Below are 11363 nucleotides of genomic sequence, written 5' to 3'. Positions count from 1 at the left end.
GGCCAGCTCGAAGAACTTGCGCCTCGCATGGGCGAAGCAGCCTGCCTCGAGCACGGGGCCGGGGTCGCGTCCTTCGCGATAGAGGTCGTTGTAGCCGCTATAGGCATCGGCCTGTAGGATCCCGGACCAGCCTGCGAGATGGGCTTGCGGGTGCTCGCCGCGCCGATCGCGCGAGTAGTGGAACAGCGCCGCCGGTGGATCAGACCCGGCGAACGGCCGATCATCGCGGACGTAGACCCATAATCGGGCCACATCGGTCTTGCCCTTGGCCATGACCGGCACGGTGGTATCGTCGCCGTGGATGCGGTCTGCAGCCAGAACGTGCGCCTCGATCAGCTTGTAGATCGGCATCAGCGCGTGAGCAGCGGCGCCGACCTGATCGGCCAGGGTCGAGAGACTGAGCGGCACGCCTTCGCGAGCGAACCGCTCGGCCTGACGGTTGAGGGGCTGATGCTGCCCATACTTCTCGAACAGCAGCATGGCGAGAAAGCTGGGCCCGGCCCATCCGCGGGGCACCACATGGAAAGGAGCGGGGGCCTGAGCGATCTTCTCGCAGTCCCGGCACGCAAACTTCTCCCGGACCGTCTGGATCACCTTCCACGAGCGCGGGATGACCTCGAGCGTCTCGGTGACGTCCTCGCCGAGCTTGGACAGCCGGTCCCCACCGCAGGCCGGGCAGGAACAGGGGGCAGGCACCACCACGCGCTCGCGGGGGAGGTGCTCGGGGAACGGCTTCCTTGCCGGGCGCTTGCGCTCGAAGGCAGTGACCGTGGTGGTCTTCGCTGCCGCTTCCTCGGCAATCAGATCGTCCTCGGTGGCGTCAGCCTCGAGCTCTTCGAGCTGCAGCTCCATCTGACCCAGCAGGCGTCGGCTGCGCTCGGCGCTGGGGCCATACTGCTCGCGCTTCAGCTTGGCGATCTGCAGCTTGAGGTGAGCGATCAGCGCCTCGATGGCGCTCTGGTGGGCCATGGCGTTGGCGAGCTTGGCCGTGGCAGTGGCAGCGTTCTGCTCGGCCTCCTCGGCTCTGCGGGCCATCGTCGCCACCAGCGCCTTGAGCGCTTCAACGTCGTCTGGCAGGGGCGAGATGGCGGCTTCCACAGGAGAGATGGAATCATGTTCCACCCTCTGCCGCAAGGGCAAAACACCGCCTTGCGACGATTATCCTGCGCTCTGCGGCCGCCACGTATACTGGGGGTTCCTCCAGTCGATCCCCTCCAGCAGGCAGGCCAGCTGCGAGGGGGTCAGCGACACCGTTCCCTCCTTGGCCGACGGCCATACGAACCGGCCCTTCTCGAGCCGCTTGGCGTAGAGCGACATGCCGATCCCGTCGTGCCATATGATCTTGATCAGCGAGCCCGCGCGGCCGCGGAATACGAACAGATCCCCGCCATGCGGATTACGCTTCAGGCCCTGCTGCACCAGCAGTGCCAGGCCCTGCATGCCCTTCCTCATATCCGTGTGGCCCAGCGCGATCCACACCCGCGCGCCGGAAGGGATCATCGCAGAGCCTTCAGCGCGGCAGCGACCAGCGCCGGCGATGCCGCAGCGAAAACGCTCAGCCGCTTGCCGCGTGGCAGGTCGATGATCATCGCCGGGTGCTCGGCAGCGCTGACCGGCACCGCGTCCCCGTCGATCACCGCTTCGGCGAATACCGGCGTGGGAAGCGCATCCGGCGCCTCGGCCTCCTGCGCCGCGCCTGCATCGAGCAACTTGCGCCGCCAAGTGTAGATCAGCGCCGAGGAGATATCGTGCCGCCGACACACCTCGGCAACGCAGGCGCCAGGCGCGAACGCCTCGGAAAGGATCCGCAGCCGTTCTTCCTCGCTCCACCGGCGCCGCCGCTCCGGCCCCGAAAATACCGTCACCTGACCCATCGACCACTCCTAAGCGCGCTCAAAAGAGCACGCTAAAGAGCGCTCGCTACCTACCCGCGCAAGGCGGCCCCCGCCGGATGGATACGCCTTTGCCGCCTATGGCGGCGTCTACATCGTCGCGTCGCTGGTCTGGCTCCAAGTCATCGAGGGTGTAGCTCCCGATCGCTGGGATATACTGGGCGGGCTGATCTGTCTCGCCGGGGCGGGATTGATCCTGTGGGGACCAGGCCGAGGGTGAATTGAGCGCCGCAACCGATCAATGCGGCAACTAGTGCTGCGCGTATACGCTGGTGCGCGCGGCCCCGAAGGCTATGACGTTAAACCGCTGTGGGCGAACGCCGGACACCTCCATGCCGGGCGAACCGATCGGCATGCCTGCGACCGCAAGCCCGCGAACACCATTCGGGCGGTTCGCCAGCACGCGGCGCATGTCAATAATGGGAACGTGTCCCTCAAAGGCGATCCCGTCTACAATCGCAGTGTGACATGACGCCAGGCTTGCCGGAAGACCCACGTGCCGCTGGAACGCAGCACGGTCCGCGTCATCAATGATCCGCACATTTCTGCCGAAGGCTTGGCGGACCCGGGCGGCCCATTGTTCGCAGCAACCGCATCCTGGATCGCGGTGCATCAGGATGTCACCTGCCGCGAGTGCGGGGGTCGAAAACAACGCCAGTGCCAGGACAAGCTTTCGCATGTATAATCTCCTCATTCGCAGGCGGCGCTGAATCGCAACGGCGTCAACTGTCAATTATAGCCAGAATGCGCTTTGGCCGGTAGTCACATGGCAATGCGCGGAGGGTGGCTAAGCACCCTCCGCGCACCATTGCTTACTTGTGATCCACGCCGCTCATGTCGTGACGAGCATGCTGACCAGCCTGCTCGCCATGCTCCTTGCAGCAGGCCATCTGGCCGTGTTCGCCCTTCTTGCAGCAACAGCACGGCTTTTCTGGCGTAGGCGCAGGCTCGGCTGCAAACGCGGCAGTAGAAAGCGAGAGCGCGAGGACGCCCAGCAGATACTTGGACTTCATGTGTATTCTCCAGATAAGATTGAAGCGGATCAGGAAACCGGCTGGCGCGGGGGCGGTGTCGGTGGCTCTTGCTTCAAGCCGGACAGGCTTCGGGGCGCCCGGATCTCCGGGCCGACCCGGTCCCATCGCATGACATTCAGATTGGTGCCAATGGCAGGCGCAGCAAAAAGGCACGCGTGACAGACCCGCACCACGTCCGGTGCGCCATGATCATGTGAGCGGTCGCCGCGTTCTGGCATGTCGCCACATGCCATGTTGGCGGACTGGATCGAAGCCGCTGCCGGGGTGGCGCAAAACGGTCCTGCGCCGAACGCCAGTCCTAGAGTAACCATGAGAGCGACGACCGACTTCATAGGATCAAGTCCTGCTTCATTGCGACCCGTCGGTCCAGCCAAAGCCTTGGTGCCTTGCTATCGGTATCAGAACCACACCCTCAGGCCAGCGGCAAAACTGACCACATCCGGATCTTCTCCTGCGAACCGTGCCAACCGCGCGGTGTCGCCCGCCTTCCGGCTCCATTCCACGCCAACATAGGGCGCGAACTCGCGCCGGATCTCATAGCGCAAGCGCGCACCCAGTTCGAAATCGGTGAGTCCCGATCCGACGCCGATCGCAGGCATGTCCTGAGCCGAGAAATTGAGTTCCGCGCGGGGCTGGAAGATCAGGCGCTGGGTGATCCGCTCATCGTAACTTCCCTCAAGGCGAGCCCGTATGTCACCCTTGTCGGAGAGGAACATCTGCCCCGTCAAATGAAACCAGTACGGCGCGATCCCTTCGACGCCGACAACGGCATACGTTTGCGAGGGATTGGGTGCTATATCGTGCCGCAAGCCGACATGCGCATTCCAGAACGGCATGATGGCACGTGAATAGAGTGACTGGATTTCCAGATTCTCGATCGGCTCGCCGAATGCGCCCTCGCCCTCCGTTTTGATCAGGAGGCGATTGACGTCGCCGCCGAACCAGGCCTCGCCAGCCCAGCGATAACCGTCCCTGCCCTTGCGCACGTGGAATTCGGCGAGATCGAAGAGCACCATCGACCCAATGAAGGCACCAATCTCCCGCCCTAGGGCCTCTCTCGCACGCGCCATTTCGACGGGATCGAAGAAGCTGTCGGCGGCATGGTCGCCTGGCGGCGCAGGGGCGGGAGCAGTTCCGATTCCCGGATCACCCTCGGGAATGCCCGCCATGGCATTCATATCATGGCCGGAGTGATCGATCGCTTCAGGCCGTGGCGCAGTCGCTGGCTTAGGCTCGGCAGCGTGTCCGGCATGGGGATCGACTGCGACAGGCGCGGGAACGGCAGCTTCGGGCTGACTATGGCCGGAATGGTCCATTGCAACCGGCGGGGCCTCGCCTCGAGCAACTGTGCCGGCCGCATCCTTCATTTCCATGCCTGGCATGGTGGCTTGGGCCCCCGCAAAGCCGGGCGTCACCAGCAAGACACAAGCGATGATGATATGGGTCGCCTTCACGCCGCGTCTTCCTCGTGGCGCACGGTCACGACCCGGAACATCCCCGACATCATGTGCAGCAGCATGTGACAGTGGAACGCCCAGTCGCCGAGTTCATCGGCCGTCAGGTCGAACGAGACCTTACCGCCCGGCAGGACATTGACCGTGTGCTTCAGCGGATGATGGCCCGCATTACCAGTGACCAGTTCGAAGAAATGACCGTGCAGGTGAATCGGATGCGGCATCATCGTGTCGTTTATAAGATTGACGCGCACCCGCTCCATGTGGCGGAACGGGATCGGCTCAGTGTTCTCGCTGAACTTTTCGCCGTCGAAGGACCACATGTAGCGCTCCATGTTGGCGGTCAGATGGATGTCGATCTCTCGCGACGGCGTGCGCTTGTCGGGATTGGGGGTCAGCGATTTGAGGTCACGATAAGTCAGCACCCGGTGATCGACTTTCTCTAGGCCCGTCGGGCGTTCGCCTGTGCGGTCCATCGGCATTGGCGAAAGCGTTGCCACGCCTGGCCCCAGTTTGACCTGCGGCGCGACCGCCGGATCGCGCATCTTCATCGAGCCGTGATCCACCCCGGGCATCGCGTGGCCCATCGCTGCGTGATCAGCTACACTCGCATCGGCACCGGGTGCAGACATATCGCCCATGCCCATGTCTTTCATGGACAGCAGCGGGCGTTCGCGGATCGCCGGGATTGGCGCGACCATGCCGAGGCGCGGAGCAAGCGTGGCGCGCACCTGACCGGAGCGGTCGATGGCTTCGGCGATGAAGCCATAAGCCTCATCACTCCTGGGCTCCACTATGACGTCATAGGTCTCGGCAATGCCGATCTGGAACTCGTCGGTCTCGACTGGCTGCACGTTCTGCCCATCGGCGGCAACCACCGTCATCGCAAGGCCCGGAATCCGGACATTGAAATTGGTCATGGCGGCGGCATTGATGATGCGCAGGCGCACCCGCTCGCCGGGGGCGAACAGTCCGGTCCAATTCGCGGCGCTGTCATGCCCGTTGACCAGGAAATGATAGGTTGCGCCGGTGACATCCGAAATGTCTGTCGGGTCCATCCGCATCTTGGCCCACATACGGCGCTCGGAAGCGGACTGGTCTTTGCCATCGAGCAATCCCGAAAAGGTCTGCTTTTGCATGTTGAAATAGCCGGGCTGGGCCTTCAACTTCCGCAACTGGGTGTGCGGATGCATGAAGCTCCAGTCGGCGAGCATGATTACATGTTCGCGGTCATAGACCACCGGATCGGGCGCGGCGGGATCGATGACGATCGCGCCATACATGCCCAACGCTTCCTGCATGCCGGAGTGGCTGTGATACCAATAGGTGCCAGACTGCCTGACGGGAAACTCGTACACGAAGGTCTGTCCGGCCTTGATCCCGGGAAAGCTCACTCCCGGCACGCCGTCCATCTGGAAAGGCACGAGCAACCCGTGCCAATGGATCGAGGTTTCCTCGTTGAGTGTGTTGTTCACTGCGAGGCGAACCATTTGGCCCTCCTTCAGCCGGATGACCGGGCCAGGTGTCACACCATTGATGCCGATGGCATGCCCGTCACGTCCACCGACCCTGAGCGAGGCATGGCCGATGGATAGTGCGATTTGCTCCCCGGACAACACGGCCATCGGGGCACCAAGACCAGAAGTTCCGCTGCGCGCCCAGGCCGGGAGCGCTGCCGAAAGCGCAAGGCCCCCGCCTCCCAAGGCAGCCGAACGGATGAGTGTACGGCGATCAAGCGCAAAAGAGTGCATGAATGGTGTCCGGTGAGATTGACGGCTTCAACGTCCTATACGCAGCCGCTTTCCCTACCCCTCAGATCTGGTTGCCAAGCATCGCCTTTAATTTTCCCCTGGCCCGATAGAGGCGGGTCTCGACCGTCTTCTCGCTGACTCCCAGCACCTCTGCGGCTTCAGCCTGGCCGAGGCCGTCGATCGTGCGGAGGACCAGCGCCTCGCGCAGACGGGACGGCAAGCGCGATATGGCCGCGGTCACGCGCGCCAGTTCGGTCCGGTCCGCGGCTTGCACGTCGGCAGGAATGGAATCATCCGAAACTTCGAAAGCCATCTCCAGCGGCGCTGCTCGCGTGAAGAAAGCCCGAACCTTTCTCCGCCTCGCCCAGTCCCGGCACTTGTTGAGCGCGATGTGCTTAAGCCAGACCAGGAAAGGGCGCTCATGGTCGTAGCGTCCAAGCGACGAGAACGCGGCGATGAAGGTTTCCTGGGTGATATCAAGTGCCTCGTGCGGGTCGCCGACCGACGCTCGCACCAGACGAAAGACAGTTTCACGGTGGCGCGCCAGCAGTTCGCGATAGGCGTCTTGCCGACCGGCGAGCGCCAGTGCCGCGAGCTCGCCGTCGCTTCCGTCGGACAGCGAAAGGCTCACGGCAATTCCGGGGTCAGGGCTCTGGTAACCGACCGGTCGAACCTGGCCGCCTGATCGGGCCTCAGGACGGCGCGCATGGCAAAGAGATGCTCCAGTGTTTCCTTCTGCATCTCACCCATGACCTTGTGGGTATGGTCGATGGCGGCGGTGACTTCCGGACCATAGCCATGTTCCGCTTCTATCGCTTCGGCCAGACGGGCATTGGCCGCCCGCATCTCCAGCTCAAGCACCTTGCGGCGGGTGGCAAAACGCTGCTCGATTGCTTCAATCTTTGCTTCCTGTGCGGCATCGAGTTCGAGTTCGCGGTGCAGCAGTGCGTGGAGTTCGGTCTCGCTCTGCCCTTCCGGAGCGAACAGGACGCGACCGGCATAAGTTCCGGCCAGCGCCGCCGCAAATGCAACAAGCCCGATAACGATCAGCCGCCTGGTCCAATTCACGGGTGCACATCCAGCAAGGTTGAAGGTGCGAGCAGATTGTCGGGGGCAAAGGGTGAGAGTGGCTGAGCTGTGGCGGGTTCGCCGCCCGCCAGTCCACCACCCGCTATGCCAACCGCCAGGGCGAGGGCTGCGGCAAAGCCCGTCAGCCGAGACCCGGCCGCAGCCTCGCGGCGGCTCGCAGCCACTCCGGCAAGCACTTTGTCGTCGATTGTCGCCAGCCCCGAAGGGGCCGGAAGTGTGGCCAAACGGCGGAGCGCCTGATCAAGATCTGACATGGTGAGTCTCCCAAGGTGTCGACATCCAATACGAAGCCATTTCCCCGATCCCTCAGAAAAACCGAACCCGCCCAATTTGAGGGATGCTGTTCCGGCGCGCGTATTTCATCCTGGTAGCCAATTCCAAGGAGTTTCCTCATGCGATTGATCAGCCTTGCCCTCGCCGCCGCGGCTCTGGGTCTTATGGTCCCGCAGCTTGCCAGCGCGCATACGCGGCTTGTGTCCTCGACCCCGGCCGCCAATGCAACGGTCGAAGCACCAACGAGGATCGAACTGCGCTTTAATGAGGCGGTGATCGGCGCAACGGCACGGGCCGAGATCGCGATGACGGGAATGCCGGGTATGGCAAACCATGCGCCGATGCCGATCACGGGTTTCACCGTGCAGCTGGGCAAGGACCGGAAATCGATGACTTTGCTGCTCCGCCGCCCGCTCGCCGCCGGCACTTACCGCGTGACCTGGAGCGCGGCCGGAGCCGACACGCATCGCATGGACGGCAACTTCAGCTTCACCGTGCGCTGAAGGCATGGACAGTCCGCTTGTTATCGCCCTCCGGTTTGCGCTTTACGCCGACCTGATGGTGCTGGTAGGTGTGACGGCCTTCTCGCTTTACGCGCTGGAACCCGAAGAGCGAGGCACTGCCTTGCTGCCGCTGGCCAAACCTGCCCTCATCCTTTCGCTACTCGGGCTGCTGCTGTCTGGCACCGGCATGATTGCGCTTGTCGCAGCCATGATCGGAACAAGCTTCTGGGCAGTCGATGCCTCAACCTTCGGGCAGATAGTTACGCAAAGCGCCCTAGGCAGTGCCTGGATCGTGCGCATGGCAGCACTATCAATTGCCTTGGTTGCCGCGCTCGCGCTCGACCGAAGCCCACATATTGCCAGGCACTCTCTGCTTGCTTCGACTGCGCTGGCGGTCGCCACGCTGGTCTGGACGGGCCATGCCGGCGCAACCGAAGGGTGGACCGGCTCCCTCCACCGCCTGAGCGACATCGTTCACATGCTGGCGGCAGCTGTATGGATCGGCGGAATCGCCGCCTTCTCCTGGCTGCTTTTTCAGCCATTGGCCCGCCAATCCGATATGCAGATCAGGATCGCGCATCGGACCCTTGAACGATTTTCGCGGGTCGGGACGCTTGCGGTCGGGTTGATCGTTCTCACGGGCCTCACCAATAGCCTGATCCTGATGGGCTTGCCTCACCCGGACACCTTGTTCGCTTCGCGCTACGGCCAACTCCTGCTCATCAAGCTCGTCCTGTTTGCTGCTATGCTGGTGCTGGCGGGTGCCAACCGCTGGCGGCTGACACCCGCTCTTGGTGCAGCCATCGCCGACGGCAATCCGGCCACCGCGTTACGTGGCCTTCAACAAAGCCTTGTTATGGAAATGGGCGCAGCACTTTTGATCCTCGCCGTGGTGGCCTTGTTGGGTACGCTGGAGCCGATCATGGCGAACGGGTAAATTGCCTCGTGACCCTGACGTGATGTCAAGGTTGATGAGAGGTGCGACCAGAGGAGCACGAAGTATGACCGAGTCGCATCACGACCATGCGAAATGCGCCCATTCCGGATCGAAGGCTCCAGGAATGGTGATTGACCCCATCTGCGGAATGAGCGTTGACCCTGCGACGACGACGCATGTCGCCACCCATGACGGCGCCCATCACTACTTCTGCAGCTCTGGCTGTCTGACCAAGTTCGAAGCTCATCCGGCGCGCTATGTGATTGATGCGCCGCGCCCGACAGAACCGGTGCCAGAAGGCGCGATCTGGACCTGCCCGATGCATCCGGAGGTTCAGCAAGCAGGGCCGGGAAGCTGCCCGATCTGCGGCATGGCCCTGGAACCGATGACCCCGACGCTCAGCGATGGACCGTCACCGGAATATGCCGACATGAAGCGGCGCTTTGTGATCGGGCTCATCCTCGCCTTGCCGGTAGTGGCACTCGAGATGGGCGGACACTTGAGAGGACTGCGCCATTATCTGGATGGGAACATCGGCAACCTGGTTCAGATGGTGCTGGCAACGCCAGTGGTTATCTGGGCTGGCTGGCCCTTTTTTGAACGCGGCCTGGCCTCGATCAAGAGCCGCAATCTCAACATGTTCACCCTGATCGCGATGGGGACCGGAGTCGCTTGGGCCTACAGCATGGCGGCGACGCTCGCGCCTGGCATTTTTCCGGCCGCGTTTCGCGCGATGGACGGCTCGGTCGCGGTCTATTTTGAGGCGGCAGCGGTCATTACCGTCCTGGTCTTGCTTGGCCAACTGCTTGAACTGCATGCCCGCGAGACGACCAGTGGCGCAATCCGCGCATTGCTCGACCTTTCGCCCAAGCTCGCCCGCCGGGTTCGTCCCGATGGCAGCGACGAGGAGATCACCCTCGACCAGGTAATGGTCGGCGACACTTTGCGCATTCGCCCTGGCGAAAAGGTGCCGGTCGATGGCGTGGTGCTGGACGGCCGCGGCACGGTCGATGAATCGATGGTGACTGGCGAGTCCATGCCGGTGATCAAGGAGGCAGCGTCGAAGCTGATTGGCGGCACGATAAATCAGACCGGTGGCCTCGTGATGCGCGCCGAGAAGATTGGGCGCGACACCATGCTGGCACGCATCGTCCAGATGGTGGCAGAAGCCCAGCGCAGTCGTGCGCCAATCCAGCGGCTTGCAGATGCCGTGTCTGGCTGGTTCGTGCCGGCGGTGATCGCTGTCGCGGTGATCGCATTCGTCGTCTGGTCCCTGGTCGGCCCGTCGCCGGCGATGGGCTATGGCCTGATTGCAGCGGTGACCGTGCTGATCATCGCCTGTCCCTGTGCGCTTGGTCTAGCAACCCCGATGTCGATCATGGTGGGGGTCGGACGCGGTGCCCAGGCCGGTATCCTTATCAAGAATGCCGAGGCGCTCGAACGCATGGAAAAGGTCGATACCCTTGTCGTCGACAAGACCGGCACGCTCACCGAAGGCAAGCCTGCGGTGGTCGCGATCGAGACGGCCGAGGGGTTCAACAGCCAAGAGGTTCTGCGCCTTGCCGCCAGCCTCGAACGCAGCAGCGAGCATCCGCTGGCCCTGGCCATTGTCCGGGATGCAGAAGCCAAGGGTCTCGCAATCAGTGAACCTGGCGACGTCGATCAGCCCGTCGGCAAGGGCATCACCGGCATCGTCGATGGACATCGGCTTGTTGCTGGCAATGCCCGCTTTCTTGAGGAGCAGGGTATCTCGACTGCCCAACTGGCGAGGCGTGCTGACGCCCTGCGCGCTGAAGGGGCGACCGCAATTTTCCTTGGCATTGATGGCCGTGCTGCGGGTGCCATCGGCATTGCCGATCCGGTTAAACAGACCACGCCTGCCGCGCTCAAGGCGCTGGCCGAAGCGGGCATCCATGTCATCATGTTGACCGGAGACAATCGCATCACAGCTGAGGCCATCGCGCGGCGGCTCGGCATTGACGACATCGAAGCCGATGTCCTGCCCGATCAGAAGAGCGCGATCGTGAAGCGCTTGAGGGACGAAGGCAGGATCGTGGCGATGGCAGGCGACGGTGTGAACGACGCCCCCGCGCTTGCTGCTGCCGATGTCGGCATCGCCATGGGCACCGGCACAGACGTTGCGATCGAAAGCGCGGGCATCACACTGCTCAAGGGCGATTTGACAGGGATAGCGCGTGCCCGGCACCTAAGCCACGCAACCATGACCAACATCCGGCAGAACCTGTTCTTCGCCTTTGCCTACAACGTCGCTGGTATCCCGGTGGCTGCGGGCGCGCTCTACCCGCTGTTCGGCATCATGCTTTCACCGATCATCGCAGCGGCTGCAATGGCACTTTCCTCGGTCAGCGTCATCGGCAATTCGCTGCGTCTCAGGAGGATTGCGTTATGACCCTGTTAGGGTCAAAACCC

The 11363-nt window shown here is 63.1% G+C and carries 13 protein-coding genes and 1 pseudogene; 4 read left to right on the top strand and 10 right to left on the bottom strand.

Translation table 11 applies throughout. The features are described from left to right. The 3 genes from tnpC to tnpA form a co-directional block, all read right to left on the bottom strand. The coding region (gene tnpC / locus BZF61_RS14540) for an IS66 family transposase (RefSeq protein ID WP_086617424.1) at positions 1-1098 on the bottom strand (1098 nt) is incomplete at its 3' end. Between the two features lie 60 nt (positions 1099-1158). Beyond that, complete coding sequence (gene tnpB, locus BZF61_RS14535; RefSeq protein WP_086616938.1) at positions 1159-1500, bottom strand: IS66 family insertion sequence element accessory protein TnpB; 342 nt, start codon at positions 1498-1500, stop codon at positions 1159-1161. Next, positions 1497-1874, bottom strand: a complete 378-nt coding sequence (tnpA, locus tag BZF61_RS14530) for an IS66-like element accessory protein TnpA (protein ID WP_086616937.1) — start codon at positions 1872-1874, stop codon at positions 1497-1499. The genes tnpB and tnpA overlap by 4 nt, the downstream gene beginning before the upstream one ends. Before the next feature lie 79 nt (positions 1875-1953). On the opposite strand from tnpA, the pseudogene BZF61_RS14525 reads away from it, so the two are divergent. Continuing rightward, positions 1954-2112, top strand: a pseudogene (locus BZF61_RS14525) (YnfA family protein); the annotation flags it as partial. Positions 2113-2142: 30 nt separating this feature from the next. Here the strand turns inward: BZF61_RS14525 and BZF61_RS14520 are convergent. From BZF61_RS14520 to BZF61_RS15665, 7 genes are all read right to left on the bottom strand, one after another. Beyond that, the gene (locus BZF61_RS14520) at positions 2143-2571 is read right to left on the bottom strand and encodes a DUF411 domain-containing protein (RefSeq protein WP_027443895.1); all 429 of its coding nucleotides are present in this window, start codon (positions 2569-2571) and stop codon (positions 2143-2145) included. A gap of 133 nt (positions 2572-2704) precedes the next feature. Further along, positions 2705-2905: a hypothetical protein gene (locus BZF61_RS14515; protein ID WP_086620087.1), complete on the bottom strand. Its 201-nt coding sequence runs from the start codon at positions 2903-2905 to the stop codon at positions 2705-2707. A 419-nt stretch (positions 2906-3324) separates the two neighbouring features. After that, positions 3325-4380: a copper resistance protein B gene (locus BZF61_RS14510; protein ID WP_027443894.1), complete on the bottom strand. Its 1056-nt coding sequence runs from the start codon at positions 4378-4380 to the stop codon at positions 3325-3327. Next, complete coding sequence (locus BZF61_RS14505) at positions 4377-6131, bottom strand: copper resistance system multicopper oxidase (protein ID WP_027443893.1); 1755 nt, start codon at positions 6129-6131, stop codon at positions 4377-4379. Before BZF61_RS14505 ends, BZF61_RS14510 begins: the two co-directional genes overlap by 4 nt. A 61-nt stretch (positions 6132-6192) precedes the next feature. After that, positions 6193-6762 (bottom strand): RNA polymerase sigma factor, encoded by a 570-nt coding sequence (locus BZF61_RS14500; RefSeq protein ID WP_027443892.1) that lies wholly within the window; start codon positions 6760-6762, stop codon positions 6193-6195. Beyond that, the gene (locus BZF61_RS14495; protein WP_027443891.1) at positions 6759-7199 is read right to left on the bottom strand and encodes a Spy/CpxP family protein refolding chaperone; all 441 of its coding nucleotides are present in this window, start codon (positions 7197-7199) and stop codon (positions 6759-6761) included. Before BZF61_RS14495 ends, BZF61_RS14500 begins: the two co-directional genes overlap by 4 nt. Continuing rightward, a complete protein-coding gene (locus BZF61_RS15665; protein WP_143737092.1) occupies positions 7196-7474 on the bottom strand; it encodes a DUF3693 domain-containing protein in 279 nt (92 codons plus the stop codon). Before BZF61_RS15665 ends, BZF61_RS14495 begins: the two co-directional genes overlap by 4 nt. A 138-nt stretch (positions 7475-7612) precedes the next feature. Between BZF61_RS15665 and copC the strand changes: the two genes are divergently transcribed. From copC to BZF61_RS14480, 3 genes are all read left to right on the top strand, one after another. Beyond that, positions 7613-7996, top strand: a complete 384-nt coding sequence (gene copC, locus BZF61_RS14490) for a copper homeostasis periplasmic binding protein CopC (protein ID WP_027443890.1) — start codon at positions 7613-7615, stop codon at positions 7994-7996. A gap of 4 nt (positions 7997-8000) precedes the next feature. Then, entirely contained in the window at positions 8001-8933 is a 933-nt protein-coding gene (gene copD, locus BZF61_RS14485) for a copper homeostasis membrane protein CopD (protein WP_027443889.1), read from the top strand. 64 nt (positions 8934-8997) lie between these two features. Beyond that, a complete protein-coding gene (locus BZF61_RS14480) occupies positions 8998-11343 on the top strand; it encodes a heavy metal translocating P-type ATPase (RefSeq protein WP_027443888.1) in 2346 nt (781 codons plus the stop codon). Positions 11344-11363: the final 20 nt, after the last annotated feature.

Source organism: Erythrobacter tepidarius (genome assembly GCF_002155695.1).
GTDB classification, from domain to species: Bacteria; Pseudomonadota; Alphaproteobacteria; order Sphingomonadales; family Sphingomonadaceae; genus Erythrobacter; species Erythrobacter tepidarius.
This window is presented reverse-complemented; position numbering and strand designations above follow the sequence as displayed.